The sequence below is a fragment of the Sphingomonas sp. genome (genome assembly GCA_019635535.1).
Taxonomy (GTDB): domain Bacteria; phylum Pseudomonadota; class Alphaproteobacteria; order Sphingomonadales; family Sphingomonadaceae; genus Allosphingosinicella.
On the sequence record JAHBZH010000001.1, the window covers coordinates 1,800,582 to 1,817,925 of the forward strand.

The window sequence follows — 17,344 nt, forward strand, 5'->3', positions numbered from 1 at the left end:
ACGTCCGGGCATATCCCTCGCTTTCGTGCTTTTCGGAAAGACATTCATGGCCGCGACCCATTCGACCCGCATGCTCATTCTCGGTTCCGGCCCGGCCGGGCTCACCGCCGCCATCTATGCGGCGCGCGCCGGCCTGGCGCCGATCGTGGTGCAGGGGATGCAGCCGGGCGGCCAGCTCACCATCACCACCGATGTCGAGAATTATCCGGGCTTCGCCGACGTCATCCAGGGCCCTTGGCTGATGGAGCAGATGCAGAAGCAGGCCGAACATGTCGGCGCGCGGATGGAATGGGACCACATCGTCGACATCGACCTGTCCCAGCGCCCGTTCCGGATGACCGGCGACAGCGGCACCGTCTATCTGGGCGACACGCTCGTCATCGCCACCGGCGCGCAGGCGAAATGGCTGAACCTGGCGTCGGAGGAGCGGCTGAAGGGGAAGGGCGTCAGCGCCTGTGCGACCTGCGACGGCTTCTTCTACCGGGGCAAGAAGGTGATCGTGATCGGTGGCGGCAACACCGCGGTCGAGGAAGCGCTCTACATGACCAATCACAGCCATGACGTCACCCTGATCCACCGCCGCGATCACCTGCGCGCCGAGAAGATCCTGCAGGACCGGCTGTTCGCCCACCCGAACATCAAGGTGCTGTGGAATCGCGAGGTCGCGGAATTCATTGGCGAGGGCACGCCGGAGGGGCTGGTGGCCGCCGACCTGCGTGATACCCAGACCGGCGAGATCGAGCGGCTGGACATGGACGGCGCCTTCGTCGCGATCGGCCATGTCCCGGCGACGGAATTGTTCAAGGGCAAGCTCGATCTCGACGCGGACGGCTATATCCCGGTGACGCCCGGCACGGCGCGCACCGCGATTCCCGGTGTTTTCGCCTGCGGCGACGTGATGGACAAAACCTATCGCCAGGCCGTCACCGCGGCCGGCACTGGCTGCATGGCGGCGCTGGATGCCGAGCGTTTCCTGGCCGAAGCCGATTTCGAAGCGGCCGAAAGCCGCGCGCTTCAGGACGCCTGAACGCCAAGCCGCCGCAGCGCATCGAGGATCGCGGCGGCGAGCGCGGCCTCGTCGCCGGGCCGCGCGAAAGTGTGGGAATCCGAATCCAGTTCCTGAATATCGATATTCAGGCCATTGAAACCGTTTGATTTCATTGCCGAACGCGCAGCGATGGCGGTGGCATCTCCGGTGGCAAGGATGACGCAGGTGGGCAGGCGATGGCGGCGCAGCGCCGCCGCCGTTTCGGCCGCGAGCGTCGCATCTTCCCGCTGGAACAGCCGCGCGATGCCGCGCCACAGCTTGCGCAGGTCCACTGCGCCGCCGAGTAGTCTTTTCCATCCGTCCAGGCTCAGCAGCCGATCCCGATAATGCGCGCGCACCGCCGCGGACGGCGGTGCGTCCGCGCTGGCCTCGACCAGCCAGGGATTGACCAGGATCAGCCCGTCCAGCCCGATCGCATCGCCATGCAGCGCCAGCGCCGTCGCCCCGTCGCACAGGCCGAAGCCGAACAGGCGCTGGAGCGCGGAGGCCTCGCGGCGAAACGCGGTGGCGGCGGCGATCAGATCGGGCCGACTGCCGCGATAGCCCGGATCCTCACCTTCGCTGTCGCCGACGCCGCGACGATCGAAGCGAAAGGAAGGTATCTCCTGTTCTGAAAGCATCTTAGCGAGTCTTTCATACATTCGGTGCGAGCCGATCCGGCTCTGGCTGCCGCCCGTCGCCATCAGCAGGCCGATCGTGCCGCTGCCCGCATCGAGCGTGGCGCCGAGCGTCGCGCCTTCGCAGGAGAAGGTCAGGAGGCGGCGCATTGCGCGTGCCATGCGGCGATGTCCGCCGCCATCGCCTCGGCCAGTGCCGGCGCCGTGCCGGGCTCCGATCGCCGCCACAGAGCCGGACCGGGAAATTTCACGTCGGCCGGCCCCGCATCGCTCGCCAGCCGGGCGACCCGCAGCGGCTCCTGCGCGAACGGCCTGGCGTCCTGCAGCCGGCCGCGAATGTCGGGGTCGGGCGCGTAGCCGGCCCATTCCACCCCCGCGAGGCCGGCCCGGACCATGTCGCGCGCCAGAGTGGCGCCCTCGACCGGGGCGAGCCGCCACCAGCCGACCGCTGCCGCCATGTCGTCGATCAGCGCGCCGCCGCGCAGCGAAGCCGCCAGCGGCGCCCGCCCGGAGCGCGTGTGCACATATGCAGCCGCGGCGATGACGTCATGCCGCCAGCCGTCCCACCGCGCCGCCGCCAGCGCCGCTTCGCTCTCGCCCGTCCCGGCCAGGTCGGGCAGCCAGCAGCCGAAGCCGCGCGCCGCCAGCGCGCGCATCGTCGCGGCGATCAGCGCGCGGGTGCGGTTCAGCTCCTCGAAGAGCGGCGCCACGAACAGGATCGGCGGCGCCTCGGCCGGCCCGATCCGCATCATCCATTCCTCGCCTGCCTCGCTCCCGTAGGTCTCGTAGGCGAGGCCGGCGCCGATCACTGCAGCGCCTTGGTCCGGACGAAGGAGAGGAGCGATCCGAAGGTCTCCAGCATGTCGGCATCGACCTCGTCATCCTCGATGGCGATGCCGAGCCGCTCCTCGAGCTCGGTCAGCAGCCCGGCCACCGCCATGGAATCGAATTCGGGCAGCGCGCCGAACAAGGCGGAGCTTTCGTCGAATGCCGCGACCCGCTTCTCCGGCAGGCCGAGCACGTCGACCAGCACCGCGCGCAGCGTGATCTCGACCTCTTCCCCGTCGCTTGCGGCCAGATTCACGTCGGAAAATCCTTACTGCCCCCGAAACGGGCTGCGCCTAACCGCTTCGCCAGCGCCCTGCAAGCGCCGAGGCCGCATCGCGCGCCATGGCGGCAAGGCCCCGCAGGGAGCGGCGGTCATAGGCGGCAAGGTGCCAGAGCATCCGCCGCTCGCCCATCCAGTCGGCCTTGTAGGGCTCGTCGCCGGTGCCGTAGTCGACCCTGTTCACCCGGTCTCGGTCGAGCACATGGCGGAACATCGCCTCGGTCAGGATCGTGCCGGGCGACAGCGCCCTGGCGTCTTCGGCATAAGCCAGCTTGTGGATCGTCGCCTCATCATTCTCGACCAGCCAGAGCTGCGCCGCGACCGGGGTGCCGTCCTTATAGGCGAGGCCCAGCCGCAAGGCGCCGGCCGCGCCTTCCTGCTCGGCGAGCGCGCGCAGGAACGGGAAGGAGCCTTCCTCGGGCTTCCAGCTGGCGCGATAGACGGCCTCGTAATCCGTCCAGGCGGCGGCATCGAAGTCGTCATGGACGCGCACCTCCAGCCCCGCCGCCTTCGCTTTGCGGCGGAAGGTATTGCGCAATCTGGCCGGGCGCGTGGCCCAATAAGCGACGAAATCCATGCCGGCCGTGTCGATCCGCCAGTTCGCCTTGCCGGGCCGCATCCGCACCGCCCAGCCGGTGCGCTTCAGCCCCGCCGCCAGAGGCTCGGGCCGCTCGATCGGACCAAGGTCGAGGCAAGCAATGTCTTGTTTTCGCAAGTCTTTCGCTAATGACGTCATGACGTCATCCCGCTCCGACCCGACAATTCCGACGCGCAGCGCATACCAGTTCGCATAGGCCATGGCGGCATGGCCTTTCGCCGCCAGGAACAGCCAGGCGCGCCCATCGCCTTCGCCGGCGCGGATCGCCAACAGGCGCCCGGGCGGCGGGCAATGGGCTGCCACGAGCCGGAACCAGTCCAGTCGCTCGAACAGGCACGGGCGCGCGGCACGGTCCAGCGCGCCGCCCGCATCGCGCGCGACCTCGTCGAGATCGTGGAAAAGCCCTATATTAACCGCCACCGCTTTATGCCCTCTTGCCGCCGGCCTATCATGGCGGCGTTTAAGCGAGAATGAAGGTGCCGGATCCGACGCCCCGCCCGCTCGATCATCTGACGCTGCGCGGGGACCGCGGCGCGCCGGCGCTCGTCATGCGCGAAGGCACTTTGGACTATGCGGGGCTGGAGGATGCGGTGGCCATGCTGGCCGGTGGATTGAAGGCGAGGGGACTTGCCGCCGGCGAGCGGATCGCGAGCTGGCTCCCCAAGACCCGCCTTGCCGCCTTGCTGCCGCTCGCCGCGGCACGGACTGGGCTGATCCATGTGCCGATCAATCCCTTGCTCAAGCGTGCTCAGATCGCCCATATCCTCGCCGATAGCGGTGCGCGACTGCTGCTCAGCGGTGGTGCCCGGATCGCTTCGCTGGAGCCGGGCGACGTGCCGGAAGGCTGCGATGTGCTGGACGAGGCGGGGAGCGCGGCGTTGTCCGACCATACGGATCGCCTGCCGCCATCCGGCCACGATCCCGAAGACCTCGTCGCCTTGCTCTACACATCGGGTTCCACTGGCCGGCCCAAGGGCGTGATGCTGAGCCACGCCAATCTCTGGCTCGGCGCGATCGGCGTGGCGCATTATCTGCGGCTGACGCCGGACGATCGCGTGCTCGCCGTGCTGCCCTTCAGTTTCGATTATGGCCAGAACCAGTTGCTGTCGGCCTGGGCGGCGGGCGGCTGCGTGGTTCCACTCGATTATCTCGCCGGCAAGGATGTGATCCGCGCGGTGGAAACCCATAAAATCACTACATTGGCGGGCGTTCCTCCGCTGTTCGTGCAGCTTGTCGAGACGCCCTGGCCGCTGGCCGCGGCGCTGTCGCTGCGGCGGCTCACCAATAGCGGCGGCAAGCTGCCGCCCTCCGTGATCCGCCGGATGCGCGAGCTCTTTCCCGCCGCCGACATCTATTCGATGTACGGCCTGACCGAGGCGTTCCGTTCGACCTTCCTGGAACCCGCCTTGCTCGACGATCATCCGGACTCGATCGGCACGGCGGTCCCCTTCGCCGAGATTCTGGTGGTCGGCCCGGACGGCGTGGAGGCGACGGAGGGCGAGCTGGTCCATGCCGGCCCGCTGGTCGCGAAAGGCTATTGGAACGATCCGGAGCGTACCGCCGAGCGTTTCAAACCTGCGCCCGCCAACTCGGCCTATGGCGGTATGGCGGTGTGGTCCGGCGACAGGGTGCGCAAGGACGATGAAGGGCTGCTCCATTTCGTCGGGCGCGAGGACGGGATGATCAAGACCTCCGGCAACCGCGTCAGCCCGACCGAGGTGGAGGAGGCGGCGATCGCGTCGGGATTGGTAACGGAAGCCGTGGCGCTGGGCGTACCCGATCCGCGGCTCGGCGAGGCGATCGCGCTGATTGTGCGCCCCGACCGGCGGGGCGAGGAAGGTGCCTTGCGCGCGTATCTCAGACGCGAATTGCCCAATTTCATGCAGCCGGGGCCGATCCTGTGGCGCGACGACCTGCCGCGCAGTCCGAACGGCAAGCTCGACCGCGTGGCATTGAAGGCGGAGCTGATGGCATGAGCAAGCCGATGGGCCCGATCCCGCCCGGCTTCGCGGCGGATACGGACGGCATGCTGCTGATCGGCGGCCGCCGCGCCGATGCGCTTGTGGCCGAGGCGGGGGACACGCCGCTCTTCGTCTACGATCTCGCCATGATCGATGCCCGGATCGCGCGCTTTCGCGCCGCCTTTCCCGGAATCCACCTTCATTATGCCCTGAAAGCAAACCCTTATCCGCCCTTGCTGCGGCATATGGGCGATAAGGTGGACGGTGTGGACCTCGCTTCGGGCGGAGAATTGGCCATCGCTCGTGAAGCGGGGATCGATACGGCGGCGACCAGCTTCGCGGGCCCGGGCAAGCGCGACGCCGATCTGGAAGCGGCGATCGGCGCCGGCGTCACGCTCAATCTGGAGTCCGAAGGGGAGGCGGACCGCGCGCTGGCCATCGCCGGACGCCTCGGCATCCGTCCGCGCCTGGCCGTGCGGGTCAATCCGGATTTCGAGATCAAGGGATCGGGCATGCGGATGGGCGGCGGCGCCAAGCCCTTCGGCGTCGATGCCGCGCGGGTGCCGGCGCTGGTACAAAGGATAATGGCGGCGGAGGCCGACTGGCGCGGCTTCCACATCTTCGCCGGCTCGCAGGCGCTGAGCGCCGAGGCATTGATCGAGGCGCAGCGCGCCACGCTGGCGCTTGCCGCGGAGCTGGCGAAGGAGGCTGGCGCCGCGCCCCCGCTGGTCAATCTCGGCGGCGGCTTCGGCATCCCCTATTTTCACGGCGAGACCGCGCTCGATGCGGAAGCGATCGGCGGCGAACTTATTTCAGTTCTAAGAAATCGATCACAAATTATTGAAAATACGCAATTTGCTATTGAACTTGGCCGCTGGCTGGTCGGCGAATCCGGGGTCTATCTGACCCGGATCGTCGATCGCAAGCAGAGCCACGGCAAGACCTTCCTTGTCGTCGATGGCGGCATGCACCACCAGCTCGCCGCCTCCGGCAATTTCGGCCAGGTGGTGCGCCGCAACTATCCCGTCGCCATCGCCTCGCGCTTCGGCGCCGCGCCGGAGGAGGAGGCGAGCATCGTCGGCTGCCTGTGCACCCCGCTCGACCGGCTCGCCGACGATGTCATGCTGCCCGCCGCCCGCCCCGGCGATCTCGTCGCCATCTTCCTCGCCGGCGCCTATGGCCGCACCGCCAGCCCGCAGGCCTTTCTCGCCCAGCAGGCGGCACGCGAGACGGTCGTCGGCGGTTAAGGCTTGCCCGGCCCGCGTCCCGTTCTGGGACGTGGCCCAAAAGCCCCTTGTTCCTAACCGGAATTTTACCTCTTCCCACCATAGCGGGGCGTTGAAATCCCGCGCCTCGGGCGGTCCCGCTCAGGGACGCCGGGGAACGGCTGAAAAGCCCTGTGAAGAGGACCGAAGATGCGCCCGTCCCTGACGACCTGCCTGGCCTGCCTGATCGCCGTGTCGATAAGCGGCTGCACGACCACCGGGGGGAATGGCGCCAGCCTGCCGCCGGCCAGCTTCGTCGGCGCCGCCGATGTGGCGGGGGAAAGCTACCAGATCGGCGCGCTTGACGAGATCACCGTCTTCGTCTGGCGCAATCCGGAGCTCGGCGCGCGCGTCCAGGTCCGGCCCGACGGGCGGATTACCACGCCGCTGATCAGCGACCTGGTCGCGGTCGGCAAGACCCCGGCGCAGCTCGCCGAGGACATCCGCACCGTGCTCGCCGAATATATCCAGGACCCACTCGTCTCGGTCATGGTCGATCGCCCGCAGGGCACGTTCGCGCAGCAGATCCGCATCGTCGGCGCCACCGAGCGGCCGGCGGCGATCCCCTATCGCGCCAACATGACCCTGCTCGACGCGATGATCGCCGTCGGCGGCCTCTCCGAATATGCCGCCGGCGATCGCGCCCGGCTGGTGCGCACCGATCGCGAGAGCGGCCAGCAGCGCGAATATGATCTGCGCATCGCCCGCCTGCTGCGGCGCGGCGACGTCAGCGCGAACGTCCGGCTCGAGCCGGGCGACGTGATCATCATTCCCGAAAGCATGTTCTGATCCGGCGTGCCCGCCGATCCCAGCGAGGACGATAGCCGCCGATGGACGGACTTTACGAGCAGATCAGGATCATCCTGCACCAGGTCTGGCGCCGCCGCTGGCTGGCGCTGGGCGTCGCCTGGGGCGTCGCGCTGCTCGGCTGGCTGGTGATCGCGCTCATTCCGCCCAGCTACGAGGCGAAGGCGCGGCTCTTCGTGCAGGTCCAGTCGATCCTGCCCACCCAGGTCGGCATCGCGCCCAACGACCAGCAGGGACAGCTCCTGCGCCTCAAGCAACAGTTGACCTCGAACGACAGCCTCACCCGCGTGGTGCGGCAGACCGACCTCAACACCCTCGTCGCCAGCGACGCGGACATGGGCGGCATCGTCTCCGCGCTGCGCCAGCGGATCGAGATCACCGCCCAGCCGGACGGGTTGATCGAGATCAAGGCGCGCTCGAACATCTCCAGCTTCTCCAACGGACAGAATGCGCGCACCGCCGCGGCCACCGTCCAGGGCCTGATCGACCAGTTCACCGCCCAGAACCTGTCCGGCGACGGGCGCGAGGCCGGCCAGTCGCTCGAATTCCTCGACGAGGAGGTGCGCAACCGCGAGACCGCCCTGCGCGAGGCCGAGCAGCGCCGCGTGCTGTTCGAACAGCAGTTCATGGGCCTGCTCCCGGGCGAAGGCTCGATCGGCCAGCGCATGTCGGCTGCCCGCGCCGAGCTCGACAATCTCCAGCAGCAGATCGCCGCCGGCCAGGCCGGCGTGAACGCGATGCGCGGTCAGCTCGCCGCGACGCCCACCAACCTGCCCGGCGAAGCGGGCGGCGGCGGTTCGGCCAGCGGCCAGATCGCGGCGCTGGAGGGTCAGATCAACCAGAATCTCGCCCGCGGCTGGCGCGAGGAGCATCCGGACATTCAGGCCGCGCGCCAGCAGATCGCCCGGCTGCGCCCCTATGCCCAGGCCGAGCAGCGCGGCGGCACGCCCACTGCCACCAATCCCAGCTACATCTCGCTGCGCGCCATGCTGTCGGAGCGCGAGGCGCAGCTCGCCGCCTCCACCGCGCGGCGCAACCAGCTCCAGTCCGATCTCGCCCAGCTCTCGGCGCGTCAGTCGTCCGAGCCCGGCGTCGCCGCCGAACAGGACCGGCTGAACCGCGACTATGAGGTGATGAAGCAGCAATATGACCAGCTGCTCGCCAATCGCGAGCAGGTCCGGCTGCGCGGCGAAGTGGCGACGCGGACCAGCCCGCTCAACATCCAGGTGATCGAGCCGCCGAGCGTGCCGGGCGTGCCCGCCGCGCCGGATCGGCCGATTTTCCTCACCGCCGTGCTGATCCTCGCGCTCGGCGCGGGCGTCGGCGTCGCTTTCGTGGCCGGACAGCTTCAGACGACCTTCCCGACCCAGAACCGGCTCGCCGACGTCACCGGCCTGCCAGTGCTCGGCACCTTGTCCGAAGTGGTGACTCCGGCGGAGCGGGCGGACCGGCGCAAGCGCCTCGCCTGGTTCGGCGGGGCGGGGGCGGCGCTGGCCGGCAGCTATGCGCTGCTCGTCCTCGTCGAATTCTGGCAGCGCGGCGCGGGGGCGTGAGGGCGACATGACCAAGCACAGCCCCCTCTCGCTGATCGAGCGCGCCGCCGAAGCCTACGATTTTGCCGCTTTGCTGCGGGCGCCCCAGGCGCCGGCGCCGGCGCCGGAACTCGTCGCTCCCGTAGCGGACGAGATTGTGGACGTGGAGCCCGAAGAGGTGCTGCTGCTGGAAGAGCCCGTCGAGACCGATCCCGCGCCGCGGCCCGCCCGCTTGCCCGCTCTGGTCCACGCCGCGCCGGCCGGCGAGCTCGCCGCGATCGACCGTGCCGCGCTGGCCGAGAAAGGCTTCATCCTCCCCGACGCGCCCGTCACCGGGCTTGCCGAGGAATTCCGGCTGGTGAAGCGCCAGCTCCTCGCCGGCATCGACCGCCGCGTCTCGCTGCCGGAGGAAAAACGCCGGACGGTTCTGATCTCCTCGGGCCAGCCGGGCGAGGGGAAGAGCTTCTGCGCCACCAATCTCGCGCTCAGTCTGGCGGGCGAACGCGATGTCGAGGTGCTGCTGATCGACGGCGACGTCTCGAAGCCCGACATCCTCGCCACCCTGGGCATCGCCGCAAGCGGGCCGGGCCTGGTCGATGCGCTGGCCGATCCCGCCGCCGATCCGGAGGGTTTCGTGATCCGCACCGACGTGTCGGGGCTCTCGGTGCTGCCCGCCGGGCGCAAGGCGAACAACGTGCCGGAGCTGCTCGCCTCGGACCGCACCCGCGACGTGCTGGCCCGGCTGGCGGCGGCGCATCCGCACCGCGTCATCCTGTTCGATTCGCCGCCGGCCCTGATGGCGTCCTCGGCCGCCGTGCTCGCCGGCCATGTCGGCCAGGTGCTGGTCGTGGTCCGCGCCGATCGCACGACCGAGGCGGACCTGCGCGAGACGATCGCAATGCTTTCCGCCTGCGATCATGTCGGCCTGTTGCTCAACGGCGCGGCCCTGTCGCTCGGCGGCCGGCGCTTCGGCGCCTATGAAGGCTATGGCGATGGCGAGGACTAGTCTCTCCATCCTTCGCCGGCTGGCACTCGCATTCGGCCTCGCGGTCGCGGCGACGACCGCGCCGGCGCAGGGCGTCTCCTACGATCCGCCGCCGGTTCAGGCGTCCGATCCGCAGGCCGCTTCGGACGCTGGCGAAGCCGCACCGTCGCGTGAGCGCCAGCGGCCGCGCCGCTCCCGCGCCGAGGTGCGGCCCTATCTGGAGGTCGCGCAGATCGTCACCGCCGAGCTGAATGGCGGCGACGTCTTCACCTATACCAGCCTCGCGGCCGGCGTGGACGGCCGGATCGAGACGCGGCGGGTGCACGCCCAGGCGAGCTATCGCTACCAGCGCAACATCGAATGGGGCGGCAATGGCGCCGATCAGGACACGCATAGCGGCCTCGCCATCGTCAACGCCGATATCGTGCCGGGCCTGCTCCAGTTCGATGCCGGCGCGCTCGCCGCCCGCACCGGCGGGATCGGCCGGGCGCTGGGCGTCACGCCCCGCGATTCGTCGGTCGAAATCTACAGTCTGTTCGCGGGCCCGACGCTCTCGACCCGGATCGGCCCGGCGGCGCTCAACGCCGCCTACCGGATCGGCTATGTCGCGGTGGACGACGACACGCCCTTCGGCGCCTTCCGCGATCAATATGACGATGCGATCGCCCACAATCTCAGCGCCAGCATCGGCATAGGGCCCGGGCGGTTGCCCTTCGGCTGGACGCTCGCCGGCGGTTATGCCCGCTCCGACAATGGCGGCCCGTTCGATCAGCGATTCGAGGGCGTCTATGTGCGCGGCGATATCGTGCTTCCGGTCGGCCCGACCTTGGCGCTTACTGCAGGCGTCGGTTACGAGGATCTGCGCGCCGACCAGTTCGACATCGCCCGCGATGCCGACGATCTGCCGATCCTGACGCCCGACGGCGTGCCGATCGCCGATCCGAGCCGGCCGCGCCTGCTCACTTATGACATCGATGGCCTGATCTACGATGCCGGCCTGATCTGGCGTCCCACGCCCCGCACTGAATTGCAGGCGCGCGCCGGCCGTCGCTATGGCGGCACCACCATTCTCGGCACCTTCCAGCACCGCTTCAACCGCACCTATGGCGTGGCGGCGGCCGTCTTCGATACGGTCGAGACGTTCGGCAGTTCGATTATCAATAATATCAGTAATTTGCCGACAGATTTTGATATCGTGCGTAATCCATTCACCGGCAATATCGGCGGCTGCGCGTTCGGCGCCGATCCGGGCGCGGGCCTGTGCTTCGATCAGTCGCTCCAGTCGGTCCGCTCGACCAGCTTCCGGGCGCGGGGCGCGACGATCCTCGTTTCCGGCAATCGCGGTCTGTGGAGCTTCGGCGCCGGCGCTTCCTATGTCCATCGCCGCTATGCGCGGCCCAGTGACCCCGCGTTCGACATTTTCGGCGCCGTCACCGACGAAAGCTTCGGCCTCTACGCAACCCTGGGCCGCGAGCTCAGCCGCACCTCGGACCTCACCTTCGATGCCTATGCGAGCTGGTTCGACAGCGATCTCGCCGGGTTCGAGGGCATCTTCAGCATCGGCGCCACCGCGACCTACAGCCGTCGGCTGCTCTACGATCGGCTGCAGCTGATCGGCGCGCTCGGCCTCTATCACACCAGCAGCGGCGCCAATGACAGCATCGTCGCGAACGGCCTGATCGGCCTTCGCTACACTTTCTAAAGCCTGGGGAGGCTAGGGAACGCCCATGTATACCGAGCATTTCGGCCTGACCGGACAGCCCTTTCAGCTGACGCCCGACGCACGTTTCTGGTTCGAAAGCCGCACCCATCGCAAGGCGATGGCCTATCTGGGCTATGGCATCGCGCAGGGCGAGGGCTTCATCGTCGTGACCGGCGAGATCGGCGCGGGCAAATCGACGCTCGCCGCCCATCTGACCGCGACGATCGACCGTGCCCGCCTCAACGTCATCGCGCTCGTCTCCACCCAGGTGGAGGGCGACGATCTGCTGCGTCTCACCGCGCAGGGCCTCGGCCTCGACGTGCGCGGCGTGGAGAAGGCGGCGCTGATCGCGGCGGTCGAGCGGCGGCTGGCCGAAGAGTCCCGCGCCGGCAAGCGCACCTTGCTGATCGTCGACGAGGCGCAGACGCTGACCGTCTCCGCGCTGGAAGAGCTGCGCATGCTCTCCAATTTCCAGAGCGAAGGCCGCGCGCTCGTCCAGATCCTGCTGCTCGGCCAGCCCGAATTCCGCGACAAGCTCGCCTCGGCCGGGCTCGAGCAGCTGCGCCAGCGAGTCATCGCCACGCATCATCTCGATGCGATGGGTGCCGACGAGGTCGAAACCTATATCGGCCATCGCCTCGCTCTGGTCGGCTGGCAGGGACAGCCCGATTTCGCCGCCGATGCCTTCCCGGCCATCCATGCCGCGAGCGGCGGCATTCCCCGCCGGATCAACCAGCTCTGTCACCGGCTCATGCTGCAGGCCGCGGTGGAAGGCACGCCGCTCGTCACCGCCGACACGGTCGCCGCCGTCCTCGCCGATCTCGGCGCCGATGCCGCGCCGATCCGGGGCGAGAGCGGGGTGCTGCCGCTGCGCGCTGCGAAGCCCCGGCTGGTTGAGGACACGCCAGCCTCCGCGCCGGAGCCCCAAATTGTGCAGGTGCCGGTCGCCGATCCCGCGCAGGAGCGCCGCATCGCCGCGCTGGAGGCGCAGCTTGCCGAGCAGGAGCAGACGCTGCGCCGCGTGCTGACCCTGCTCGTCGAATGGGTCGAGACCAACAACCGCAACGCGCCCGCGCCCTATCGGTCGAACGCCGCCTGAGGAGCGCCATGCGCAATGCCCTCTCCGTCGATGTCGAGGACTGGTTTCAGGTCGGCGCCTTCGAAGGCGTGATCGACCGCGCCGACTGGGACGCGCTCCCGCGCCGGGTCGAGGCCAATACCGATGCCGTGCTGGCACTGTTCGACGAAGCGGGGGTGAAGGCCACGTTCTTCACGCTTGGCTGGGTCGCCGAGCGTCATCCGGCCCTCATTCGCCGGATCGCCGAGGCAGGTCATGAGATCGCCAGCCACGGGCTCGATCACAAGCGCGTCTTCACGATGGATGCCGATGGCTTCCGCGCCGACATCGCCCGGGCCCGCCAGGCGCTCGAAGATGCGTCCGGCCAGAAAGTCACCGGCTACCGCGCGCCGAGCTTCTCGATCGACGCGCGTACGCCCTGGGCGCATGAGGTGCTCGCGGAGGAGGGCTATGCCTATTCCTCCTCCGTCGCGCCGGTCGCGCACGATCATTATGGCTGGCGCGAGTCGCCCCGTTTCGCCTGGCGGCCCGTGGATGGCGCCGAGCTGATCGAGCTGCCCGTCACCACCGTGGACGTCGCGGGCCGGCGCATGGCGGCCGGGGGCGGGGGCTTCTTCCGGCTGCTGCCCTACGGCTTCTCCAACTGGGCGGTGGGCCGGGTGAATCGCGCCGAAGCGCGCCCGGCCATCTTCTATTTCCATCCCTGGGAGATCGATCCCGCCCAGCCGCGCGTCGCAAATGCGCCGCTGAAGTCGAAGCTGCGCCATTACACCAATCTCTCCGTTATGCGCCACAAGCTCCTGAAACTGCTTCATTCTCATGCCTGGGCACGCACCGACGAAATCGCCGCGGCGGAACGGGCTCGGCTGCCGTGAACGCCCATGCGCCCCTGGCCGCGCCGGTCGTGCGGATCGCCGATCCCGCCGAGCCGGCGCTGGAGGCGTTCGTCCGTGCGCATGCCGACGCGACGCCCTTCCACCTGCCGCAATGGAGCCGTGCGATCGAGGCGGGAACGGGCCAGCGCGCGCACCTTCTGGTCGCCGAACAGGACGGCGCGATCCGTGCCTTCCTGCCGCTCAGCGAAATCCGCTCGCCTCTGTTCGGCAGCCTGCTCGCCTCCGCCGGCTTCGGCGTGGACGGCGGCATCCTCTCGTCGGACCCTGCCGCGTCGCGCCTGCTGGCCGAGGAGGCGGTGAAGCTGGCGGGGCGGCTGGACTGCCCGGCGATCGAGCTGCGCGGCGGCACGCCCCCCGCAGGCTGGCGGGTCAGCGAAGGCACTTATGCCGGCTTCGTCCGCGATCTCCCGAAGGGTGACGAGGCGATCCTGAAGGCGATCCCGCGCAAGCAGCGCGCCGAGGTGCGCCGGGCATTGGGCTTCGACCTAGAGGTGACGATCGGCCGGGATGTGTCGACCCATCACCGCATTTACGCCGAAAGCGTCCGCAATCTCGGCACGCCCGTTTTCCCGCGCAGCCTGTTCGAAGCCGTTCTCGATGCTTTCGGTGAAGAAGCTGATATCCTGACGGTTTCGAAGGACGGCAAGCCGCTCGGCAGCGTGCTCAGCCTCTATATGGGCGGCACCGTCTATCCCTATTGGGGCGGCGGCGCGCATGAAGCCCGCGCGGCGCGCGCCAACGAGCTGATGTATTATGCCTTGATGTGCCACGCCGCCGCGCGCGGCTGCACGCGCTTCGATTTCGGCCGCTCCAAGACCGGCACGGGCGCCTTCGCCTTCAAGAAGAACTGGGGCTTCGAGCCGCAGCGGCTCCGCTACGCCCAGTGGGGCGACGCGCGTGACGCCAATCCGCTCAGCCCCAAATACCGGCTCCGGATCGCGCTCTGGCGCCGCCTGCCGCTCTGGCTCGCCAACCGAATCGGTCCGCATATCGCGCGGGGGCTGGGATGAGCCGGGACATCCTCTTCCTCGCCCACCGCATCCCGTTCCCGCCGGACCGGGGCGACAAGATCCGCTCCTGGCACATTCTGCGGCATCTGGCCGGGCTGAGCCGGGTCCATCTCGCCTGTTTCGCCGACGACGAAGCGGACGCCGCCCGCCTGCCGGCTCTGCGCGAGGCTTTGGCCGGGGCGCTTGGCGAGGCGCATGTCGAAATCCGCCGCACCGGCAGGGCCGCGGCCGGCGCCCGCGCTTTGGTCGAGGGCAAGCCTGTCTCCCTCACCCTGTTCGACAGCGCCGATCTTCGCGCCTTCGTCGATGGACTGCTCCGCGCCGGCCGGATCGGCACGATCTTCGCCTTTTCCGGCCAGATGGCGCAATTCGTCCCCGATCCCTGCCCGGCGCGCTTCGTGATGGATTTCGTCGACATGGATTCGGCCAAGTTCGCCTCCTATGCCGAAGCAGGCGGCCCGATGCGCTGGGTCCACCGGCGCGAGACGGCAAAGCTCTTCGCCTTCGAGCGCGCCACCGCCGCGCGGGCGGATGCGTCCCTGTTCGTCAGCGAGGCGGAGGCGGCCCTGTTCCGCGCCCGCACCGGGCTTCCGCACATCGCCGCGCTCTCCAACGGCATCGATCTCGATGCTTTCGATCCCAGGGCCGACTTCGCCCGGCTCGCCGCGGCCGAAGCGGGGCAGGGGCCGATCCTGCTCTTCACCGGCCAGATGGATTATCCGCCGAACATCGACGCCGTGCGCTGGTTCGCGCGAGAGGTGCTCCCCCATGTGCCGGGCCGCTTCGTCATTGCCGGGCGCAATCCTACGGCCGAGGTTCGGGCGCTGGCCGGTCCGCGCGTCTGTGTCACCGGCGCGGTGTCGGACATGCGCGCCTGGCTCGCCGCCGCCGACATCGTCGTCGCCCCGTTGCGGATCGCGCGCGGCATCCAGAACAAGGTGCTGGAGGCGATGGCGATGGCCCGGCCGGTCGTCGCCAGCCCGGAAGCCTTCGAGGGAATCGAAGCCGAGCCCGGCCGCGACCTGATCGTCGCGGACGGGGCCGAGGCGATGGCGGCAACGATCAACGACCTGCTGGCCGCCCCCGAAACCGCCACGAAGCTCGGCGTATCCGCCCGCAAGCTGGTGGAAACGAGCTATTCCTGGAACTCCCGCCTCGCGCCGCTCGCGGACATCGTCGCGCCGCATGGCCGGAAGGCCGCGGCATGACGCTCGCCTGGCCAGCCCCGCAAGCCGCCGCTGCGCCTTCCGCCTGGCGCCGGCACCTGATCGCGCTCGGCCTCGTCTGGACGGGGCTTCTGGCTCTGTTCCATGCCGACGCGGCGGACATGGTCGCGATCTGGTGGAATGCCTCCACCTTCAATCATTGCCTGCTGATCCTCCCGATCATCGCTTGGCTGGTCTGGCAGCGCGCGCCGGGCCTGCGCGAACTGACGCCCTCCGCCTGGCTGCCGGGCCTATTCTGGCTCGCTCTCGGCGGCTTCGGCTGGCTGCTGGGCGAAGCGGGCGGCGTCGGCCTCGCGCGCCATGCCGGTTTGGTGCTGATGCTGCAGGGCGCGGTGATCGCCTGTCTCGGCAAGTCCGTTTCGCGCGCGCTCGCCTTCCCGATCTTCTACGCCTTGTTCCTGATCCCGGCGGGCGAGGAACTGGTGCCGGTGCTACAGCTGATCACCGCCGATATCGTCATCTTCCTCCTCGGCCTGGCCGGCATCCCGGCCCATATCGAGGGTATCTTCATCACCACCCCGGTCGGCCTGTTCGAGGTTGCGGAGGCCTGTGCGGGGGCCAAATTCCTGATCGCGATGGCGGCGTTCGGCGCGCTCGCGGCGAATGTCTGCTTCCGCTCCTGGCCGCGTCGGATCGCCTTCATGGCCGTCTCGCTGATCGTCCCGATCCTCGCCAACGGCGTGCGCGCCTTCGCCACCATCTACATCGCGGAGCGCACGGGCAGCGTCGAATTCGCCGCCGGCATGGACCATGTGATCTATGGCGGCATCTTCTTCGCCATCGTCATCGGCCTGATCCTGGCCCTCAGCTGGCGCTTCTTCGATCGCGGCGTCGGCGACTCCTGGTTCGACCCTGCCGAACTCGCCGAAGCGCCCGGCCGCACCCCGCTTGCATTCGCCGCCGTCGCCGCGCTGGCGCTCGCCGTCCTGCCGGTCGCCTGGGCCTCGGCGGTCTCGGCGGGCGGCGTGCGCGATCTCCCCGCGACCTTCGCACTCCCCGACATTCCCGGCTGGCAGCGTGTGGGGACGCGGGGCGGCACGCCCTGGCGCCCCAATTTCACCGGCGCCGATCGCTTCGCCATGGCCCGCTATCGCGACGCGCAGGGCCGCGAGGTCGATCTCGCCGTCGCCGTCTTCACCCATCAGGACGAGGGGCGCGAGCTGGTCGGCTTCGGCCAGGGCGCGGTCGCGCCCGGCGGCGCCTGGACCTGGCTTTCGGATGCGCCCGCTCCGCCGGACGGACGCGCGGAGCGGATCGCCTCGCACGCACTGGTGCGCGAGGTCGCGAGCTTCTACCGCGTCGGCGATATCGTGACGGGGAGCGGCATGAGGGTGAAGCTGGAGACGATGAAGGTGCGCCTGATCGGCGGCCCCCAACGCGCCGTGGCGCTGGTCGTTTCCGCGTCCGCGCCGGCCGGCGGCATCAGCCCGCGCCCCGCGATCGACGATTTCCTCGCCGCGCTCGGCCCGATAGCCCCGCTCGCCGATCGCCTGGCGGGGCTGGACTAGGCC

General features: G+C 69.2%; 16 protein-coding genes. 12 read left to right on the forward strand and 4 right to left on the reverse strand.

Features of this window, described 5'->3' with window-relative positions:
* Window positions 1–46 precede the first annotated feature (46 nt).
* Entirely contained in the window at window positions 47–1,027 is a 981-nt protein-coding gene (trxB, locus tag KF780_09260; GenBank protein MBX3561984.1) for a thioredoxin-disulfide reductase, read from the forward strand.
* On the opposite strand, the gene KF780_09265 is transcribed toward trxB, so the two are convergent.
* Genes KF780_09265 through KF780_09280 form a run of 4 tightly spaced genes read right to left on the reverse strand, consistent with a single transcriptional unit; the run spans window position 1,015 to window position 3,791 of the window.
* Entirely contained in the window at window positions 1,015–1,815 is an 801-nt protein-coding gene (locus KF780_09265; protein ID MBX3561985.1) for a hydrolase 1, exosortase A system-associated, read from the reverse strand. The two genes, trxB and KF780_09265, sit on opposite strands and share 13 nt — an antisense overlap.
* Window positions 1,800–2,417 carry a hypothetical protein gene (locus KF780_09270; protein ID MBX3561986.1) on the reverse strand — a complete coding sequence of 206 codons (618 nt, stop codon included), beginning with the start codon at window positions 2,415–2,417 and terminating at the stop codon, window positions 1,800–1,802. The genes KF780_09265 and KF780_09270 overlap by 16 nt, the downstream gene beginning before the upstream one ends.
* Window positions 2,418–2,470: 53 nt before the next feature.
* Entirely contained in the window at window positions 2,471–2,743 is a 273-nt protein-coding gene (locus KF780_09275; GenBank protein MBX3561987.1) for an acyl carrier protein, read from the reverse strand.
* Window positions 2,744–2,786: 43 nt separating this feature from the next.
* Complete coding sequence (locus KF780_09280) at window positions 2,787–3,791, reverse strand: GNAT family N-acetyltransferase (protein ID MBX3561988.1); 1,005 nt, start codon at window positions 3,789–3,791, stop codon at window positions 2,787–2,789.
* Window positions 3,792–3,841: 50 nt separating this feature from the next.
* On the opposite strand from KF780_09280, the gene KF780_09285 reads away from it, so the two are divergent.
* The 11 genes from KF780_09285 (at window position 3,842) to xrtA (ending at window position 17,341) form a co-directional block, all read left to right on the forward strand.
* Complete coding sequence (locus tag KF780_09285; GenBank protein MBX3561989.1) at window positions 3,842–5,347, forward strand: acyl-CoA ligase (AMP-forming), exosortase A system-associated; 1,506 nt, start codon at window positions 3,842–3,844, stop codon at window positions 5,345–5,347.
* Window positions 5,344–6,579: a pyridoxal-dependent decarboxylase, exosortase A system-associated gene (locus KF780_09290; GenBank protein ID MBX3561990.1), complete on the forward strand. Its 1,236-nt coding sequence runs from the start codon at window positions 5,344–5,346 to the stop codon at window positions 6,577–6,579. The genes KF780_09285 and KF780_09290 overlap by 4 nt, the downstream gene beginning before the upstream one ends.
* Window positions 6,580–6,747: 168 nt before the next feature.
* Window positions 6,748–7,386, forward strand: coding sequence for a polysaccharide export protein (locus tag KF780_09295; GenBank protein ID MBX3561991.1), 639 nt, complete (start codon window positions 6,748–6,750; stop codon window positions 7,384–7,386).
* 41 nt (window positions 7,387–7,427) lie between these two features.
* A complete protein-coding gene (locus KF780_09300; protein MBX3561992.1) occupies window positions 7,428–8,957 on the forward strand; it encodes a chain-length determining protein in 1,530 nt (509 codons plus the stop codon).
* Window positions 8,958–8,964: 7 nt separating this feature from the next.
* Window positions 8,965–9,942 (forward strand): P-loop NTPase, encoded by a 978-nt coding sequence (locus KF780_09305; GenBank protein MBX3561993.1) that lies wholly within the window; start codon window positions 8,965–8,967, stop codon window positions 9,940–9,942.
* Window positions 9,929–11,623, forward strand: coding sequence for a hypothetical protein (locus tag KF780_09310; protein MBX3561994.1), 1,695 nt, complete (start codon window positions 9,929–9,931; stop codon window positions 11,621–11,623). The genes KF780_09305 and KF780_09310 overlap by 14 nt, the downstream gene beginning before the upstream one ends.
* A 25-nt stretch (window positions 11,624–11,648) precedes the next feature.
* Window positions 11,649–12,722 carry an XrtA-associated ATPase gene (locus KF780_09315; protein MBX3561995.1) on the forward strand — a complete coding sequence of 358 codons (1,074 nt, stop codon included), beginning with the start codon at window positions 11,649–11,651 and terminating at the stop codon, window positions 12,720–12,722.
* A gap of 8 nt (window positions 12,723–12,730) precedes the next feature.
* Window positions 12,731–13,576 carry a DUF3473 domain-containing protein gene (locus KF780_09320; protein ID MBX3561996.1) on the forward strand — a complete coding sequence of 282 codons (846 nt, stop codon included), beginning with the start codon at window positions 12,731–12,733 and terminating at the stop codon, window positions 13,574–13,576.
* Window positions 13,573–14,607, forward strand: coding sequence for a FemAB family PEP-CTERM system-associated protein (locus KF780_09325; protein ID MBX3561997.1), 1,035 nt, complete (start codon window positions 13,573–13,575; stop codon window positions 14,605–14,607). Before KF780_09320 ends, KF780_09325 begins: the two co-directional genes overlap by 4 nt.
* Window positions 14,604–15,815: a TIGR03087 family PEP-CTERM/XrtA system glycosyltransferase gene (locus tag KF780_09330; GenBank protein MBX3561998.1), complete on the forward strand. Its 1,212-nt coding sequence runs from the start codon at window positions 14,604–14,606 to the stop codon at window positions 15,813–15,815. Before KF780_09325 ends, KF780_09330 begins: the two co-directional genes overlap by 4 nt.
* Window positions 15,812–17,341, forward strand: a complete 1,530-nt coding sequence (gene xrtA / locus KF780_09335) for an exosortase A (GenBank protein ID MBX3561999.1) — start codon at window positions 15,812–15,814, stop codon at window positions 17,339–17,341. Before KF780_09330 ends, xrtA begins: the two co-directional genes overlap by 4 nt.
* The last annotated feature ends 3 nt before the right edge of the window (window positions 17,342–17,344 follow it).